General features: G+C 55.6%; 15 protein-coding genes and 1 tRNA gene. 4 read left to right on the forward strand and 12 right to left on the reverse strand.

The annotated features are described in order from the left end of the window. Positions 1-112: 112 nt before the first annotated feature. From clpX to ACIQ0R_RS04720, 7 genes are all read right to left on the reverse strand, one after another. On the reverse strand, positions 113-1381 hold the full coding sequence (gene clpX / locus ACIQ0R_RS04690) for an ATP-dependent Clp protease ATP-binding subunit ClpX (RefSeq protein ID WP_395824246.1): 1269 nt from the start codon (positions 1379-1381) through the stop codon (positions 113-115). Between the two features lie 231 nt (positions 1382-1612). Continuing rightward, complete coding sequence (gene clpP / locus ACIQ0R_RS04695; protein ID WP_395824249.1) at positions 1613-2239, reverse strand: ATP-dependent Clp endopeptidase proteolytic subunit ClpP; 627 nt, start codon at positions 2237-2239, stop codon at positions 1613-1615. A gap of 80 nt (positions 2240-2319) precedes the next feature. Further along, complete coding sequence (gene tig / locus ACIQ0R_RS04700; protein ID WP_395824253.1) at positions 2320-3672, reverse strand: trigger factor; 1353 nt, start codon at positions 3670-3672, stop codon at positions 2320-2322. Between the two features lie 207 nt (positions 3673-3879). After that, complete coding sequence (locus tag ACIQ0R_RS04705) at positions 3880-4371, reverse strand: CreA family protein (RefSeq protein ID WP_395824256.1); 492 nt, start codon at positions 4369-4371, stop codon at positions 3880-3882. Between the two features lie 202 nt (positions 4372-4573). Beyond that, positions 4574-4660, reverse strand: a tRNA-Leu gene (locus ACIQ0R_RS04710). A gap of 146 nt (positions 4661-4806) precedes the next feature. After that, positions 4807-7899, reverse strand: coding sequence for an efflux RND transporter permease subunit (locus ACIQ0R_RS04715; RefSeq protein ID WP_395824258.1), 3093 nt, complete (start codon positions 7897-7899; stop codon positions 4807-4809). Further along, positions 7896-9119, reverse strand: a complete 1224-nt coding sequence (locus ACIQ0R_RS04720; protein WP_395824261.1) for an efflux RND transporter periplasmic adaptor subunit — start codon at positions 9117-9119, stop codon at positions 7896-7898. The genes ACIQ0R_RS04715 and ACIQ0R_RS04720 overlap by 4 nt, the downstream gene beginning before the upstream one ends. Before the next feature lie 276 nt (positions 9120-9395). Here ACIQ0R_RS04720 and hpnC point away from each other — a divergent pair, with 276 nt between their 5' ends. The 4 genes from hpnC to ACIQ0R_RS04740 all read left to right on the forward strand — a co-directional run bounded on the left by hpnC (position 9396) and on the right by ACIQ0R_RS04740 (position 14001). Further along, positions 9396-10208: a squalene synthase HpnC gene (hpnC, locus tag ACIQ0R_RS04725; protein ID WP_395824264.1), complete on the forward strand. Its 813-nt coding sequence runs from the start codon at positions 9396-9398 to the stop codon at positions 10206-10208. A gap of 192 nt (positions 10209-10400) precedes the next feature. Then, positions 10401-11234 carry a presqualene diphosphate synthase HpnD gene (hpnD, locus tag ACIQ0R_RS04730; RefSeq protein WP_395824267.1) on the forward strand — a complete coding sequence of 278 codons (834 nt, stop codon included), beginning with the start codon at positions 10401-10403 and terminating at the stop codon, positions 11232-11234. Continuing rightward, a complete protein-coding gene (hpnE, locus tag ACIQ0R_RS04735) occupies positions 11221-12699 on the forward strand; it encodes a hydroxysqualene dehydroxylase HpnE (protein WP_395824270.1) in 1479 nt (492 codons plus the stop codon). Before hpnD ends, hpnE begins: the two co-directional genes overlap by 14 nt. A gap of 156 nt (positions 12700-12855) precedes the next feature. Further along, positions 12856-14001 carry an L-lactate dehydrogenase gene (locus ACIQ0R_RS04740; protein WP_395824273.1) on the forward strand — a complete coding sequence of 382 codons (1146 nt, stop codon included), beginning with the start codon at positions 12856-12858 and terminating at the stop codon, positions 13999-14001. On the opposite strand, the gene ACIQ0R_RS04745 is transcribed toward ACIQ0R_RS04740, so the two are convergent. From ACIQ0R_RS04745 to ACIQ0R_RS04765, 5 genes are all read right to left on the reverse strand, one after another. Beyond that, positions 13996-14361 carry an ankyrin repeat domain-containing protein gene (locus ACIQ0R_RS04745; RefSeq protein WP_395824276.1) on the reverse strand — a complete coding sequence of 122 codons (366 nt, stop codon included), beginning with the start codon at positions 14359-14361 and terminating at the stop codon, positions 13996-13998. The two genes, ACIQ0R_RS04740 and ACIQ0R_RS04745, sit on opposite strands and share 6 nt — an antisense overlap. Then, positions 14339-14677, reverse strand: coding sequence for a hypothetical protein (locus ACIQ0R_RS04750; protein ID WP_395824279.1), 339 nt, complete (start codon positions 14675-14677; stop codon positions 14339-14341). Before ACIQ0R_RS04750 ends, ACIQ0R_RS04745 begins: the two co-directional genes overlap by 23 nt. Beyond that, positions 14670-15464 (reverse strand): TatD family hydrolase, encoded by a 795-nt coding sequence (locus ACIQ0R_RS04755; protein WP_395824282.1) that lies wholly within the window; start codon positions 15462-15464, stop codon positions 14670-14672. The genes ACIQ0R_RS04750 and ACIQ0R_RS04755 overlap by 8 nt, the downstream gene beginning before the upstream one ends. A 124-nt stretch (positions 15465-15588) precedes the next feature. Further along, positions 15589-16323, reverse strand: a complete 735-nt coding sequence (rph, locus tag ACIQ0R_RS04760; protein ID WP_395824285.1) for a ribonuclease PH — start codon at positions 16321-16323, stop codon at positions 15589-15591. 165 nt (positions 16324-16488) lie between these two features. Then, complete coding sequence (locus tag ACIQ0R_RS04765; protein ID WP_395824288.1) at positions 16489-17403, reverse strand: PP2C family protein-serine/threonine phosphatase; 915 nt, start codon at positions 17401-17403, stop codon at positions 16489-16491. Positions 17404-17594 lie beyond the last annotated feature (191 nt).

A 17594-nucleotide genomic window follows, 5' to 3' on the forward strand; every position in this document is an offset into this window, starting at 1 on the left:
AGGCGGCATAAAAGCCACCTGTTGGAAGACGAAAAATCGAGGGAAGCTCAGAACATGCCCGGAAGCCAGGTTGCCGCAGAAAAATCATCGGCAGCACGCAATACCACAACAATTATTTCGCGCCCGATACCTTAGGTTGCTCATGGTAAATCAACAGTGGCTTAGCGCCGCTGGTGATGGTGTTTTCATCCACCACAACCTTTGCGACATTTTGCTGGCTTGGCAAATCGTACATAACATCGAGCAATACATGCTCCAGAATCGAGCGCAAACCGCGTGCGCCGGTCTTGCGCGCCAACGCTTTGCGAGCAATCGCCTGCAGCGCCGCAGGACGGATTTCAAGCTCTGCACCTTCCATCTGCAACAGCTTAGAGTACTGTTTGACCAACGCATTCTTGGGCGCAATCAGTATCTCGATCAGTGCCTCTTCATTCAATTCCGCCAATGTTGCGATCACCGGCAAGCGGCCGACCAATTCAGGAATCAGGCCGAAACGCGTCAGGTCTTCCGGCTCGGCATCCAGCAGCACCTCGCTGGAGGTGCGCTGACTCTGGCTCTTCACACTTGCCGAGAAACCAATGCCACTCTTTTCAGAACGATCTGAAATTATCTTGGCCAAGCCATCAAATGCTCCGCCGCAAATGAACAGGATATTGGTCGTATCGATCTGCACGAAATCCTGATTCGGATGCTTGCGACCACCTTGCGGAGGTACCGAAGCCATGGTGCCCTCAACCAACTTCAGCAACGCCTGCTGCACCCCCTCGCCGGATACGTCGCGGGTGATGGAAGGATTATCCGATTTACGGGAGATTTTATCGATTTCATCGATATAAACGATACCGCGCTGCGCCTTTTCGACTTCGTAATTACAATTTTGCAGTAATTTCTGAATGATGTTTTCGACGTCTTCACCAACGTAACCGGCTTCGGTCAGGGTGGTGGCATCGGCGATGACAAAAGGGACGTTCAACATGCGCGCCAAGGTCTGCGCCAGCAGTGTCTTGCCGGAGCCGGTCGGGCCCACCAGCAAAATGTTGCTTTTTGCCAATTCGACATCATCCTTCTTACCAAGATGCTTGAGCCGTTTGTAGTGGTTGTAGACCGCCACCGACAAAATACGCTTGGCCGGCTCTTGCCCGATCACATACTGATCGAGCAGCTCGCAAATCTCTTGCGGAATCGGCAACTCCGATTTTTGACCTTCCAGCGTTTCTACGTTCGAAGCCTCATCGGTAATGATGTGGTTGCACAGATCGATACATTCATCACAGATGAATGCAGACGGCCCGGCGATGAGTTTTTTCACCTCATGCTGGCTCTTGCCGCAGAAGGAGCAATAAAGCAGTTTTTCGCCGCTGGAAGATTTTTTATCAGACATAAAGGCAGAGTTTAAGTAAAGCTATATGGGGGAGACTGATTTTATATTACCTGCGAAATTGGCGTTCGTCACGATAGGCAGACATAAAACACACTGCCCATGACTATACGACATCTGCGGGAAATAAGAAGGCAATCAGCACCGGCACCGCCGCGTATTGATCGCCATACCTCCGAAAAAGCAAAACGCCCGTACCTTTTGGGGCCGGGCGTCTTTATCAATACGCTAAAATCAAGCGCGTGTTGCCAGGACTTTATCAATCAAGCCGTATTCCACTGCTGCATCGGCAGACATGAAATTATCCCGATCGGTGTCCTTGCTGATCTGTTCAATGCTACGCCCGGTCTTGTCGGCCAGGATCGCGTTGAGACGCTCCCGCAGATAGAGTATCTCGCGTGCCTGGATCTCGATATCCGAAGCCTGCCCTTGCGCGCCGCCGAGTGGCTGGTGAATCATGATGCGTGAATTCGGCAACGAGAAGCGCTTGCCCTTGGCACCAGCGGCCAGCAGGAAAGCTCCCATCGAAGCAGCCATACCGGTACACAAGGTCGAGACTTCCGGTTTGATGAACTGCATCGTATCGAAAATCGCCATGCCGGCAGAGACAGAGCCACCTGGGGAATTGATATACAAGGAAATATCCTTATCAGGATTTTCACTTTCCAGGAACAGCAATTGCGCCACTACCAGGTTGGCGGTCTGATCGTTGACCGGCCCCACCAGGAAAATGATGCGCTCGCGTAGCAAACGCGAGTAAATGTCGTAGGAACGCTCACCGCGACCACTTTGCTCAATCACGATAGGCACCATGCCGAGCATGTCAGTATCCAGTGCCGAATTACGATTAAAGCCTGTCATATCTTTCCTTATGAAGAGCGCTAAAACTAGATCGGCCTGTTGGTCGCGCCCGAGAAAACCGGACGCGACACCGAGACTAATTAAGCCTGTTGCCCGTTGTTGCTCATCAATTCATCGAACGCAACCGACTTTTCGGTCACTTTCGATTTGCCCAACACGTAGTTGACGACGTTTTCTTCCAAAACAAGAGCTTCAACTTCTGCCAGACGGCGACGATCGCTGAAATAGTATTTCAGGACTTGTTGTGGGTCTTCGTAACTTTGGGCAAAGTCTTCAACTTGCGCCTTGACTTGTTCTGGCGTGGCTTGCAGCTTGTTTTCCTTGACCACTTCGGCCAGGATCAGACCGAGGCGGACGCGACGCTCTGCCTGGCTTGTGAACAACTCCGGCGGGAACGGCATGTCGTTGACCTTCATGCCGCGTTGCGCCATGTCTTGACGGGTCATTTCAACCAGACGTTCAACGTCTTGTTCGATCAGTGCTTTTGGCACATCCAGTTCGCTGACCTTGATCAGCGCATCCATCACGCTATCCTTGTTCTTGGCCTTAACGCGGGAACCGACTTCACGCTCCAGGTTGAGCTTGATATCAGCACGCATCTTGGTCAGATCGCCATCTTCGATACCCAGCGATTTGGCAAATTCAGCATCGACTTCCGGCAGATGGGCCCACTCCAGCTTCTTGAGGGTGATGGTGAATTCAGCAGTCTTGCCGGCAACGTCCTTGCCATGGTAGTCGGCAGGGAAAGCCAGATCAAAAGTCTTGGATTCGCCAACTTTCAAGCCGATGGTGGCGTTTTCAAACTCAGGCAGCATGCGGCCTTCGCCCAACACGTAGGCGTAGTCGTCAGCCTTGCCGCCCTGGAACTCAACGCCATCAATTTTGCCGACGAAATCGACAGTCACGCGGTCGCCATTCTGCGCCGACAGATCGCCGCCGCCATCGCCGTGCGCGCCTTGCTCGCCCTTGACGTGGTAGTGCACACGCTGCTTGCGCAGGATATCGATAGTCTTGTCGATTTCAGTATCGCTGACTTTAGCTTTGGTCTTTTCTACTTCAACGCTGGTCAGATCGCCAATCTTGACTTCTGGGTAGACTTCGAAAGTGGAGTCAAATGCCAAGGTGCCTTCAGCCACGCCTTCGCTGTTCTTCGGCTCGATCTTCGGGTAACCGGCAACGCGCAGGTTGTTTTCGGTGGCGGCAGTGTTGAATGCGCTGCCGACTTTGTCGTTCAGCACTTCGGTTTCGACCTGATAACCGTACTGTGCAGCGACCATCTTCATCGGCACTTTGCCTGGGCGGAAGCCTGGGGCTTTCGCCGTGCGAGCGCGAACCTTCAGGCGCTTCTCGACTTCGGTTTGCACTTCGCTCATAGCGATAGTGAGGGTAAGGCGGCGTTCAAGTTTATCCAGAGTTTCGACTGCAGTTGCCATGTGGATCGTCCAAAAATTAAAAATTCCGTGGTGCGACCAGGATAAGCCGAGCCACTCAATCGTCCCGGCAAGCCGGGATTACTGGTGCCCGGAGTGGTGAAATGTTGCCATTTTCATCCTACCCCTGTCGCGCTAAAGTCCGATATTCTATACGCAAAAGAGCTACTTGCGCCAAAACGCGTCATACGCCAGTCGTATTAAGTCAGCTTATCTGAGCGGAATCGGACTCGCTACCGAAACCGGCACCGCTGTAACGCTGTTTTGCGGACTGCCATCCACTAATTTATCCGAATAAGTCAGGTAGACCAGTGTATTACGCTTTGGATCGACCAGCCGCACAATATGCAGCCGCTTGAACAGTACCGACATGCGTTCGGTGAAGACATCTTCTTGGAGCGGTAGCTTGTCGACGAATTGCAGGCTGGCGGCCACTTGGCGGCAGGCGATCGAGGCTTCCGCGCGATCCTCGGCCAAACCCACCGTGCCTTTGACGCCCCCGGTGCGCGCTCGCGACACGTAGCAAGTAATGCCACGCACCTTGGGATCGTCATAGGCCTCCACCACAACCCGATCATTACGGCCGACCCAACGAAATGCAGTACTCACCTCGCCGACCTGCTCCGATGCCGCTTGCACCACATCCGTTACGATTACGGAAAATCCAAATAACGCGAACACCGCCAAGGACTTTTTATGCATGCTTGCTCCTAGAATTAGAAGCTTGATTGTATGCCGAAGAACCCGCCCGCTGCCGATCATTTAGTGGCCTTATTTATATTTCGTGGTCCGATATTTCATGGCCCTGTATTTCGCGACCTTGCAAAAGCAACAGGCGTAAAAAACCCCTCCACAGAAGAGGGTTCTTATCATATTTCAGCAGGGCGACAATCATACCCACAGCTGGTGCGACCGAGAGGACTCGAACCTCCACAAGATTGCTCTCGACAGGACCTAAACCTGTTGCGTCTACCAATTTCGCCACGGTCGCATTTGAAGCATTTTCTGGCCAATCCTGTACAGCAAGATTGAACAGCCTGCCATTTTACTGCAAGCTGTCGAATATGGCGAGAGGGCTTAACATTTTTACGTAAAATTTACGGTGACGGGTTAAACGTCTGTCAAAACGTCCATCAATTACGGCCTCTTGACACGGAACCAGGCAGCATACAGCGCCGGCAGGAACAGCAGAGTGAGTCCGGTGGCAACGATCAGGCCGCCCATGATGGCCACTGCCATTGGCGCCCAGAACACCGAGCGCGACAATGGGATCATCGCCAGCACTGCCGCTGCCGCGGTCAGCATGATCGGCCGGCAGCGCCGCACTGCGGATTCGACGATGGCATTCCAAGGTGCAGTGCCGGCGGCGATGTCGTGCTCGATCTGATCGATCAGAATCACCGAGTTACGAATGATCATGCCAAACAGCGCAATCACGCCAAGCTGCGCTACGAAGCCGAAAGGCCGATGCAGGATCAGCAGCGCGGCTGCCGCCCCGGCAATCCCCAGCGGCCCGGTCAGAAACACCAGCAGCGAGCGCGAGAAGCTATGCAATTGCAGCATCAGCAAAGTGAAAATGATGAAAATTACCAGCGGCACATTGGCGGCAATCGAATCCTGGGCTTTGCCACTGTCATGCGCGGCACCGGCGACATCAATAAGATAGCCTGGCGGCAGTTGCGCACGGATCTTGTCGAGCTGCGGATTGATCTGGTCGGTCACGGTCGGCCCTTGCACGCCGTCAATCACATCGGCCTGCACTGTAATCGCCCAGTTACGCCACTCGCGCCACACCACGCCAGGCTCCCACGCCAACTTGACAGTGGCGATTTGCGATAACGGCACCGACTTGCCGCCAGCGATGGGCACATTCGCCTGATTGAGCGCTTCAATCGTTCCTCGTTCGTCGAGCGGCTGGCGCACCAAAATATCGATCAGACGGTCATGTTCGCGGTATTGGCCGATGGTGGTACCGGTCAACAAGGTGTTCACGGTTTGCATCACTGTTTGTGAACCTATCCCTAGCGCGCGTAATTTATCCTGATCAAGATCGATCCGCAGCACCTTGACGGATTCGTTCCAGTTGTCGTTAAGTCCTGTGATATTCGGATTGGCGTTCATCACGCCCTTGACCTGATCGGCAATCTGTCGCACCTTGGCGGCATCGGTACCGGTGACGCGGAACTGCACCGCATACGGCACCGGCGGGCCGCTCGGCAATAATTTGACGCGGCCACGCACCTCGGGAAAATCATGTTTAAAAATATCCGATATCTTTAAACGCAACGCATCACGGTGGGTTAGACTTTGGGTTTGCAGTACAACTTGCGCGACGTTGGTTTGCGGCAGTATCTGGTCCAACGGCAGATAGAAACGCGGACTTCCGCTGCCGACATAGGTGGTCACGCTCTCCACTCCCGCGGCGCCATGAATATAAGCCTCAAATTTTTTGGCCTGCGCTTCCGTGGCGGCGAACGAAGAGCCTTCCGGCAGCCACAATTCGATCATCAACTCAGGCCGGCTGGAATCGGGGAAGAACTGCTGCTCGATGAATTTGAAGCCAAATACGCCCGCCGCAAACACCAGCAAGGTCAGGCCGATAGTCGTCTTGCGCCACTCTACGCACCAGTTCACGGCCCGCCGAACCCTGGTATAAAACGGCGTGTCGAACAGCTCGTGCAGCCCGTCGGCACCGGCTGCCGGCTTGATTTTTAACAACAGGAAGCCGATATACGGCGTAAACACCACCGCGACCACCCATGAAATCAACAGCGCCAACGCATTTACCGAAAACATCGAAAAGGTATATTCACCGGCAGCCGACTTGGCCAGACCGATCGGTAAAAAGCCGGCTGCGGTAATCAATGTGCCAGTCAACATCGGCATCGCTGTCGACGTGTAGGCGAACGTCGCGGCATCAATCCGCGATAGCCCTTCTTCCATCTTGCGCACCATCATCTCGACTGCGATGATGGCGTCGTCGACCAGCAACCCGAGCGCGATGATCAGCGCGCCGAGAGATATCTTGTGCAGGTCTATGCCGAAGATATTCATGAACAGGAAGGTAATCGACAGCACCAGCGGAATTGTCAACGCCACCACCAGACCGGGGCGGACGTCGATGCGCAACGGCTTGGTATGAAAACCGAGCGACAGAAAACTCACTGCCAACACGATCAGCACCGCTTCCATCAGGGTCTTGAGGAATTCGTTAACCGATTCGGCGACGATCTGCGGCTGATTGGAGACGCGCTCCAGATCGATTCCAACCGGCAGCTTGGCCTTGATCTCGGCACTTATGTGTTGCATGTCCTTACCGAGCGCTATGATGTCGCCGCCCTTCACCATCGATACGCCAAGGCCGATTACCTCCTTGCCATTAAAGCGCATCTTGGTTTGCGGCGGGTCTTGATATTCGCGCTTGATGATGGCGAAATCACCAAGCCGAAAGGTGGTGTTGTTAGCCCGTAGCTGCAGGTTTTCCAGATCCTTCGGCGTAGCCAGCGCGCCGCTCACACGAATTTGCAGGTTGTCGCTCGATGTCGCCAGCACACCGGTCGATTGCAGCGCATTTTGTGCTGTCAACTGATTGACGATATCTTGCACCGTGATGCCAAGCTGCGAAAATTTCTTTTGCGAGAATTCGATGAAAATCTTTTCGTCCTGCACGCCGAACAAATCCACCTTGGCCACGGAAGGTAGCGTCAGCAACTGCTGGCGAACGAAATCGGCATAGTCCTTGACATCGGCATAATTGAAACCGTCGCCAGATAGCGCGAAGATGGAGCCGTAGGTTTCGCCGAATTCATCGTTAAAGAATGGCCCCAGCACGCCCTGCGGCAGAGTCAGTTTGATGTCGTTGATTTTTTTACGGACCTGATACCAGGCATCCGTCGTTTCCTTTGGCGAAGCCGATTCCTGCAATGCCAGAATGATCAGCGTTTCACCCGGCTTGGAATAACTGCGAATAGTATCGACATGTGGCGTTTCCTGAAGCTTTTTTTCCAGCTTATCGGTAACCTGGTCAGCCATTTGTAACGCCGTAGCACCGGGCCATTGGGCCGACACCACCATCGCCCGGAACGTAAACGGCGGATCCTCATCCTGACCGAGGCGGCCGTAACTCATGATGCCGCCAATCACCAGCACCACCATCAGATAACGCGTCAGGGGCATGTGTTCGAGCGCCCAGCGCGACAGATTGAAACCTCTCCTCTTGCCGTCGCTCATCGCGCGGCTCCACTCGGTGCCGGTGCAACCTGTGAAGCCGCTGCAGCCGGGGCAATAGTTGACGCCATTGGCGGACTTGCCTGAACGCTGTCGGCAGGCGTGCCCGCTTGCACGGGATTTAAAATACTTACCGCCTGGCCAGGCTTGAGTTGATTGACACCGGCAGTGACGACCTGCTGACCACCGCTCAACGCCCCGTGAATCAACACATCATTGCCTTGCTGCCCGACGACCTGTACCGTGACCTGACGCACTGTGCCATGCTCAACCAGCCACACCGCGCTGCGATCGTGGACCCGCAACAATGCCGTCAGAGGAACCTGGATTGCGTCGTCACTGGTCTTGGTGACAAAGACGGCATAGGCAGTCATACCCAACTTGACATGCGGCGTATCGTCCGGGATCGCAATCTTGATTGCGTAGGTGCGCGTCAGCGGATCGGCAATCGGTGAGACTTCGCGCACGGTGCCATGAATGACTCGCTGCGGATCTGCCCACAAGTGGACCAGCACATCGCGGCTGGCGCGCAAGATATCGACCTGATTCTCGGGCACGCCTACTACGATTTCTTTGGCGCCCTGGCGCGCCACGCTAACCACCGGCGTACCGGCCGCCACCACTTGCCCAGCCTCTGCGCTGATCGCGGTGACCACGCCGTCAACGTCCGACTCCAGCGTGGCATAGGCGGTCTGATTTGATTGCGCCTTGAACGCTGCCTCGGCTTGCTCGAAAGCCGCCTGCGCTGCTTTGAAGGCCGTATCCTTTGAATCGAGCACGGCCTGACTGACGAAATTCTTGTCGCGCAACTCCTGATAACGCTTCAGATCGGCCTTGGCCAAATCACGACTGCTAAGCGCAGAGCTCAGCGCTGCCGCCGCCTGCGCCTGCGACAGTTGCAGATCTTTCGGATCGATTCGCATGAGGACCTGACCGCGCCTCACCTGCGTACCGACATCCACCTGACGGGCGATAATCTTGCCGCCAACTCTAAAACCCAGCTGCGACTCATAGCGTGTCTGGACCGCACCGGGAAATTCAAAGGTGACATCGGCGTTGGCTGGACTCAACACCATAATTCTGACAGGACGAATATCTTCAGATTTTTCCGATTTTTTGGAACATGCCGCCAACAACAGCAAAGAACACATCAACAACATGCGCCAACCATGCGCGACTCCCCCGCATTGCGCAACCTGACGCTGAATTATCTGGGCCAGCATGGTTTTTCCTTTACTATTCGGAGCTGTCGTTGGTTTGCTCATTGTCATCGATCTCCAGGGCTTTTTCTATTAGCCGAGCAACAAGATTAAACCTGGTCGCGCTGTGATTTGCACTCGCGCTCATTTACATCATCGAAGTCGCATTAAGCCAGAAATTAATAACTCTCAGGTCATTAATTATAATTGCGACACATCAAGTTTGACCAAGGCTTTTTATATTCAACAAATTAACAAAACGCCACCCCCTCACCCTGTCACGCCTGAGCTAAAGCCCTGATGTCCATTGACCATTACGAAAATTTTCCCGTCGCCTCCGTGCTACTTCCGGCTCGCCTGCGCCCCGCAGTGCAAGCGATTTACGCATTTGCCCGCACTGCCGACGACATTGCCGACGAAGGCAATGCCAGCGCAGAGCAGCGTTTGCAGCAGTTACAGGCATTTGAAACAGCACTGGAGCGAATCGAAAAGAAAATCCCCTCAGAAGACCTGCTGTTCCAGGCCCTCGAACAAACCATCGTCGCCTACGATTTGCCGCTGCAGCCGTTTTACGACTTACTATCGGCCTTCAAGCAGGATGTGGTGACAACCCGCTACCGGCAGTTCAACGAACTGCTGGATTATTGTCGACGCTCGGCCAATCCGGTGGGATCACTGATGTTGCATTTATACGGCCAGGCGAGCGCACAAAACGTGCGGGATTCGGACGCTATTTGTTCCGCGTTGCAGTTGATTAACTTCTGGCAAGACGTTGCCGTAGACTGGCAAAAAGCGAGAATATACCTGCCGCTCGACGACTTGCAACGTTTCGGCGTGTCGGAATCGCAGATCACCAACGGCACGGCAAACCCCGACTGGCAACGCTTGATGGCGTTCCAAGTACAACGCGCACGCAGCATGATGAGCGCCGCCGCGCCGTTAGCCCTGCGCTTGCCGGGGCGGATCGGCTGGGAATTAAGGCTAGTGATTCAAGGCGGCTTACGCATACTGGAAAAACTAGAGGCGAGTCAGTACGACATGTTCCGCCATCGGCCCAAGTTAAACAAAATGGATTGGTTGTTGCTGGCCTGGCGCGCGCTGCGGATGAGATGAAACAAGCAGCAGATCCAGGCTTGCAGAAGCATCCCCCAGAGACCATGAAAGAAGAATAAATCCGGATACTTCGAGGAGCAAACTCGATTTCTTACGTATACTTCGGGCCAGTTGTATTTTCAGGTTTCGCGACCGCCTGCTTTGTACCGTTATCGCCTACTGTCATCGCTCACTGTTATTATTTCAACACTCATGTCACCAGACGATTACTGCCAACAAAAAGCCGCCAAAAGTGGCTCCAGCTTTTATTACAGCTTCCTGTTCTTGCCTGTCGAGCGCCGTCGCGCCATCACTGCGCTGTATGCGTTTTGCCGCGAGGTCGACGACACAGTAGACGATTGCACAGACGACAGCGTAGCCCGCGCCAAGCTGATGTGGTGGCGCAAGGAAATCGCCGCGATGCTAGCCGGTAGCCCGACCCACCCAGTAACGCTAGCGCTGCAACCGCATCTGCTGACCTATGGGCTGGACGGCAAGCATCTGCAGGCGATTATCGACGGCATGGAAATGGATTTGAACCAGACCCGCTACCTCGACTATCCCGGCCTCAAACAATATTGCTGGCATGTTGCCGGCGTGGTCGGCATCCTGTCGGCCAGTATCTTCGGCGTGAGCCAGCCGCAGACCTTGCAATTCGCCGAACAACTTGGCCTCGCTTTTCAACTGACCAACATCATCCGCGATGTCGGAGAAGATGGCCGCAAGGGGCGCATCTACCTGCCGGTCAATGAACTGCAACAATTTAACGTCAGTGCCGCCGACATCCTGAATGGCCGTTACAGCGACAATTTCGTCAACCTGATGCGTTTCCAGGTAGCGCGTGCACAGCAAGCCTACGACCAAGCTTTTGCCTTGCTGCCCAAACAAGACCGGCGCGCGCAGCGCCCGGGACTGATGATGGCGGCTATCTATCGCGCTCTGCTAGGTGAAATCGAGCGCGATGGTTTCCATGTGCTTAACCAGCGTATCTCGCTGACGCCGATCCGCAAATTATGGCTGGCCTGGAAAACTTATGTGCGCGGTTAATCTGCGCATGCAAACGCCGTCATCCCCGCGCGCATGGGGATGCGGTTTAGCGATCCAAATGGATGCCTGCGTGTGCGGCAATGACGCGCCCGCTTATTCGCGGAACAGATCCAATGGCCCTAACACGCAACAGGTTGCGGTAATTGGCGCCGGCTGGGCCGGCTGCACCGCCGCAGTCGAACTGACCGCGGCCGGCCACCAGGTGACCTTGTTCGAAGCCAGCCGCCAGCTTGGCGGCCGCGCGCGCCGGGTCGACATCAATGAACTGACGCTCGACAACGGTCAGCACATCCTGCTCGGCGCCTACACAGACAGCCTGCGCATGATGCGCAAGGTTGGCATCGATCCTGCCGCCGCGATGCTGCGCCTGCCTTTACAAATGTGCTACCCGGCCGAGAGCGGCGGCATGACCTTTGTCGCGCCGCGCCTGCCGGCACCGTTACATTTATTATTAGCGCTGTGGCGCGCGAATGGACTGAAGCGCGAGGACAAACTGGCGTTGGCGCGTTTCTCCTCGGCGGCACGCTGGATGGGCTGGCAATTGCACGACGACTGCAGCGTCAGTATCTTGCTGGAACGATTCGATCAGACCGATCGCCTGATCCGGTTGCTGTGGCGCCCGCTGTGTATCGCCGCGCTCAATACCCGCCCGGAACAGGCTTCGGCCCAAGTCTTCCTGGCGGTATTGCGCGACAGCCTGGGCGCCAGGCGCAGCGCATCGGATATGCTGCTGCCACGGCTTGACCTGAGCAGCCTGTATCCGCAACAAGCAGCGGCATTCATTGAAGAGCGGGGCGGCAATCTGGAATCTGGCTGCAGCATCCGGCAATTGCGACGCCACGGCGCACACTGGCAACTCGACAGCAGCGATGCCCGCCTCGATTTCGACGCGGTGATCATCGCTACCCCACCGGAGAGCGCAGCCGGCCTGCTGACCGGTATCGCCGATGCAACACTGGTCGCACAGCTACGCAATTTTGACTACGAGCCGATTACCACCTGTTACTTGCAATATACAAACGCAACACGTTTGCCGCACCCGCTCTTCGCACTGATCGATACACCAGCAGCAACGACACCGAGCGACGTCCCCGCATGGGGCCAGTTTGTGTTTGATCGCGGCCAGCTTGATCCGGCTCAGGCCGGCTTGCTGGCAGTCGTGATCAGTGCTTCGTCGGACGCCATTCAGAGTGGTCACCAAGCGCTGGCGCAGGCTGTCGCCGCCCAACTTGCCTCGGCCTTCAAACAACCGCACTTGGCATCGCCAATCTGGAGCCGCGTGATTTCAGAAAAACGCGCCGCCTTCGCCTGCACACCGGCTCTTGCACGGCCAACCAACGACAGCGGCCTGGAAAGATTGCTGTTGGCTGGCGACTATACCGCCAGCGAGTACCCGGCAACGCTGGAAGCGGCGGTGCGCAGCGGCAAACTGGCGGCACAGGAACTGATCAAGCAGTTACGCTAATTGCCTGATCAGCTCCGGTGCGGCCGATGCCGGCACGGCGCTGCCTTTGCTTGAAAAAGCTTCATGCCAGACATCGATTGATTTCCTCTGCGCCAGCGTTGTTTTCCTCTAATATAGCGGCTTAACGATATCTGACAACAATCAGCGGAGAGCCCTATGTCTGTAATTACTTGCGTGGAAGATCTGCGCGTACTAGCCAAAAAGCGCGTGCCCAAAGCCTTCTACGACTATGCCGACAGCGGCTCCTACACCGAATCGACCTACCGCGCCAACAGCGACGACCTGGCTGCGCTGAAATTGCGGCAACGGGTTGCCATCAATGTCGACCAGCGTTCGACCCGCAGCACCATGATTGGCCAAGATGTTGCAATGCCGGTGGCGATTGCACCGACCGGCCTGACCGGCATGCAATGGGCCAACGGTGAAATGCTGGGCGCCATCGCTGCCGAAAAATTTGGCATCCCGTTTACCTTGTCGACCATGAGCATCTGTTCGATCGAGGATGTCGCCAGCGTCACCAGCAAACCGTTCTGGTTTCAGTTGTATGTAATGCGCGACCGCGGCCTCATCAAATCGCTGATTGAACGCGCCAAGGCCGCCAAGTGCTCGGCGCTGGTGCTGACGCTGGATCTGCAGATCCTCGGACAACGCCACAAAGACCTGAAGAATGGTATGTCGGTGCCGCCGAAGATGACGCTGGCCAACCTCATCGACCTCGCCTCCAAGCCGGGCTGGGCCTTGCGTGCACTCGGCGGCCGCAAATCGTTCGGCAACCTGGCCGGCCACGTCAAGGGGGCCGATGGCATCATGACCCTGAGCAAATGGACCGCCAGCCAATTCGACCCGACCCTGTGCTGGGACGACATCGCCTGGATCAAGGAACAATGGGGCGGCAAGCTGATTCTGAAAGGCATCCTCGATGTCGAAGACGCCAAGATCGCCGCAACGACCGGCGCCGACGCCATCGTCGTCAGCAATCACGGCGGACGCCAGTTGGATGGCGCAGCGTCGTCAATATCGGCGTTGCCGGCAATTGTCGACGCAGTCGGCGATCAGATCGAAGTCTGGTTCGATGGCGGCATCCGCTCCGGCCAGGATGTATTGAAGGCAGTCGCACTGGGCGCCAAGGGGACCATGATAGGCCGTGCCTTTTTGTACAGCCTGGGTGCGATGGGTGAAGCCGGGGTCACCAGAATGCTGCAAATACTGCAACAGGAACTCGATGTCAGCATGGCGCTGACCGGTAACAAAGATATCAAGGATGTCGGGCCGCAACATCCTCACCAAACTCTGACGTTATAGCTTGCCGGCCTGCTTGAGACGGCTGGTCAAGCCGTCGGCGATATCGTTATGATCGAATTTGCGTGCCAGATCAATGGCGCTCATGCCGAGATCGTTTTTCAAGGTAACATCGGCGCCGCTGTCGAGTAGCAGTTTGACCGTCATGATCTTGCCGGCGCGCGCCGCCATCATGATCGGCGTCGTGTTGTTGGGCGATCCGGCATCAATATAAGCCGAGGCGTCGAGCAGCATCTGGACGATTTCATCATTACCGATTGCAGCCGCATAGTGCAACGCGGTCCAGCCGGTATTGTTAGGCTCGGCTTCCTTGTCCAGCAATGCTTTGACCGCCGCGACGTTACCCTTGTACGCAGCAATCATCGGTGCCGTATCGCCATTGCGCGCGCAGGTTGAGATCGACCCCGCGTGCGTTGAGAGGCAGGCCGAAGACTTTCATTGAGTCTTCCTGCAACGCCACCATCAGCCCGGTTTCGCCGCGCTGCTTGTCGATCAGGTTAGGATTAACGCCCTTTGCCAGCAAGCTCTTTATCTCACGCTGGCCATCCAATCTGACTGCTTTGAAAAACGCATCCGAGACATTATCCGCACGCCCGAGAGACGGCAAGCATGCCAGCGCCAACAGCAGTATCAGAGAAAATAACGCCGCCGAACCGGAACGACTTTGCAGCTTAGCCATGCGCCTGATCCTTCGCCAGTTTGAACAAGGTAAAAAAATTATCGGTTGTCTGCTGTGCGACTTGGGCCGCCGGGACACCCTTCAGATTGGCCAGAAATTCGCCGACATGCATGACCCAACCCGGCTCGTTCATCTTGCCGCGATGCGGTACCGGGGCCAGATAAGGCGAATCGGTTTCGATCAGGGTGCTGCTGAGCGGCACCGCCAGCGCCACCGCCTGCAATTCCTTGGCGCTCTTGAAAGTGACGATGCCGGAAAACGAAATATAAAAACCCATCGCGATGGCCGCTTCAGCCACTGCCAGCGATTCGGTAAAGCAGTGCATCACACCACCGGCACCGCCGGCATTGGTGCCAGCGCCCTCTTCTTGCATGATGCGTATAGTGTCTGCGGATGCGGCGCGTGTATGGATGATTAGCGGTTTGCCGGTCGCGCGCGAAGCCCGGATGTGGCGGCGGAAACGTTCGCGCTGCCATTCCAGATGGCCCTGCAGACGATAGTAGTCAAGCCCGGTTTCGCCGATGGCAATGATTTTAGGATGATCTGCCAGACGAATCAGGTCATCGACGCTGGGTTCTGGCGTGTCTTCATAATCCGGATGCACGCCGACCGAGGCGTAGATGTGCGGATAGGTCTCGGCCAGCTCCAGCACTTGCGGGAAATCAGGCAAATCGACCGATACGCACAACGCATGGGTGACTTGATTTTGCGCCATCTTGGCGAGAACTTCCGGCATCCTGGCGGACAACTCCGGAAAATTGATATGGCAATGGGAATCGATATACATAAGCCGAATTATAGCGCTTGCAGACGCCATCGATGCTGTATGCAGGGTGGACATGCCTTCTCGCCCGCGGGTTAAACGAATCGATCAATCCGGGCGCCCGCGGCATCGGGCCCCACCCTACGCCTCAGGAAGTCAGACCCAATGCTTGTTTCTGCAACTGGATCAATGCGCCGATACCGCCCTGCGCCAGATCCAACAGGCTGTTCAACGTCGGGCGATCAAAGGCCATGCCTTCGGCTGTCCCCTGCACTTCAATGAAATGACCGGCATCGGTCATGACCACGTTCATGTCAGTATCGCAACCCGAATCCTCAACATAATCCAGATCCAACACAGGAGTTCCCTGGTAGACGCCCACTGAAATAGCGGCCACGAAGTGCTTTAACGGAATCGCCGCAATCGCCTTGCTGTCCTGCAGTTTTACAAAGGCATCGTAAGCAGCAACCATGGCGCCGGTGATGGATGCAGTGCGCGTGCCGCCGTCGGCCTGGATGACGTCGCAATCCAGATGCAGGGTGCGCTCGCCGAACGCCTGCAGATCGAAAGCGGCCCGCAAGGAGCGGCCGATCAGGCGCTGGATTTCCTGAGTACGACCGGATTGCTTGCCGCGCGCGGCTTCACGATCCATGCGCGTGTTGGTCGAACGCGGCAGCATGCCGTACTCGGCGGTCAGCCAACCTTGGCCTTTGCCCTTCAGGAAACCAGGAACCTTTTCTTCCAGACTGGCGGTGCAGATTACCTTGGTATCGCCAAACTCTAGCAGCACCGATCCTTCGGCATGCTTGGTGTAATTGCGGGTCAGGCGCACCGTGCGCAAGGCATCAGCGGCGCGGCCGCTGGGACGGGTAATCGTGAGCATGTTCAATGTATTCCTTAAATTTCAATGTGTTTCAATTTCAATGTGTTTCATACAGGTTGGGTGCGCACGGCTCGAAAGTAACCTTGGAGTCATTTACTTTATTCGGTAGCCAAGCCGTGGATTGGCAAAAACCCGACTCAATCTGGCGGATATCCGGCAAATATTTTAAATATTTTTCTCAATCGCACCGCGAATTTCAGCGATCGCCCTTTCGATATCGGCATCGGTAAAGCCGTCCGCGGCATCTGAGGTTCTCAGGCGCGGCGCCTGAATAGTAGTGGTCATGCTGCCAATCGGCAAGGTATGGGTGACAACCGAGGAGGATGAGTCATCCATATTCGGATCGCTACCCCAGGCCATTGCCAAAGCGGTAACATTATCGCTACTTTTACCCGCAATCGCTAGCGCAGTGCTAACTAGCTCCGGCACCGCCCGCACAATGGTACTGGTTTGCAGGTGCTTTGCCAGCACATGGTCCGGCAGCATCGACCACAAGCCGTCGGAACACAGCAGAACGACATCGCCGGCTTGCAAGCTAACCCGCCGCGACAACTCGACAATCGGCATATTGGTGGCGCCAAGGCAGTTGAATAGTTTGTTGCGATCCGGATGGGTGGCGCGTTCAGAGGGATCGGCTTTGCCCTGAGCGATCAGACTCTCGATGCGCGAGTGATCGCGGGTGCGCGCCAGAATCTGGCCGTCACGCATCCAGTACAGGCGAGAATCGCCGCAATGCGCCCAAAACGCGCTGTTGTGCTGGACCAGGCAGGCCACGACCGTGGTGCGAGGGGTTTCCGACAACTTGTGAACATCGCGGTAACGATGGATTTCCATGTGGGCTGCGTAGATTGCATCTTCCAGAAATCGCTCAGGCTTCTTGATGTATGGCTGAGCATTTTTCTGGAACAAGGAACCGATCGTTTGCATCGCGATATTGGCGGCGATCTCACCGTGCAAATGCCCGCCCATGCCGTCGGTCAGCAACAACAGCAAGGCATCGCGCGTGAAACTGTAGCCCATGCGGTCTTGGTTGACCTTGCGGCCGCCAATCTTGGTTTCTTGGTAAACAGAAAATCGCATGAAAACTTTATGAGAGTGACACTGTTGCGGCTGACCGAAAATTGACCCAGCAAAGGGCATAGTACTGATTCAAAATTGACCCAGGTGTTCTACTTGTCCTGTCTAATTTTTAGGCAGGAGATATAAGGTGATCACCATGGAAATGTTAGGCAAGATTAGACGCATGCATTTACGCGACAAGCTGTCGCTAC

Origin of the sequence: Collimonas sp. (genome assembly GCF_044339385.1) — a bacterium.
Lineage (GTDB): Bacteria > Pseudomonadota > Gammaproteobacteria > Burkholderiales > Burkholderiaceae_D > Collimonas.

Coding starts and splice junctions, on each gene's coding strand:
- ACIQ0R_RS04705 (WP_395824256.1), bottom strand. CDS start 4,371: ATGCATAAAAAGTCCTTGGCGGTGTTCGCGTTATTTGGATTTTCCGTA.
- hpnD (WP_395824267.1), top strand. CDS start 10,401: ATGTCACCAGACGATTACTGCCAACAAAAAGCCGCCAAAAGTGGCTCC.
- ACIQ0R_RS04740 (WP_395824273.1), top strand. CDS start 12,856: ATGTCTGTAATTACTTGCGTGGAAGATCTGCGCGTACTAGCCAAAAAG.
- rph (WP_395824285.1), bottom strand. CDS start 16,323: ATGCTCACGATTACCCGTCCCAGCGGCCGCGCCGCTGATGCCTTGCGC.
- hpnC (WP_395824264.1), top strand. CDS start 9,396: ATGTCCATTGACCATTACGAAAATTTTCCCGTCGCCTCCGTGCTACTT.
- ACIQ0R_RS04720 (WP_395824261.1), bottom strand. CDS start 9,119: ATGCTGGCCCAGATAATTCAGCGTCAGGTTGCGCAATGCGGGGGAGTC.
- clpP (WP_395824249.1), bottom strand. CDS start 2,239: ATGACAGGCTTTAATCGTAATTCGGCACTGGATACTGACATGCTCGGC.
- tig (WP_395824253.1), bottom strand. CDS start 3,672: ATGGCAACTGCAGTCGAAACTCTGGATAAACTTGAACGCCGCCTTACC.
- ACIQ0R_RS04755 (WP_395824282.1), bottom strand. CDS start 15,464: ATGTATATCGATTCCCATTGCCATATCAATTTTCCGGAGTTGTCCGCC.
- ACIQ0R_RS04715 (WP_395824258.1), bottom strand. CDS start 7,899: ATGAGCGACGGCAAGAGGAGAGGTTTCAATCTGTCGCGCTGGGCGCTC.
- ACIQ0R_RS04765 (WP_395824288.1), bottom strand. CDS start 17,403: ATGCGATTTTCTGTTTACCAAGAAACCAAGATTGGCGGCCGCAAGGTC.
- clpX (WP_395824246.1), bottom strand. CDS start 1,381: ATGTCTGATAAAAAATCTTCCAGCGGCGAAAAACTGCTTTATTGCTCC.
- ACIQ0R_RS04745 (WP_395824276.1), bottom strand. CDS start 14,361: ATGATTGCTGCGTACAAGGGTAACGTCGCGGCGGTCAAAGCATTGCTG.
- hpnE (WP_395824270.1), top strand. CDS start 11,221: ATGTGCGCGGTTAATCTGCGCATGCAAACGCCGTCATCCCCGCGCGCA.
- ACIQ0R_RS04750 (WP_395824279.1), bottom strand. CDS start 14,677: ATGGCTAAGCTGCAAAGTCGTTCCGGTTCGGCGGCGTTATTTTCTCTG.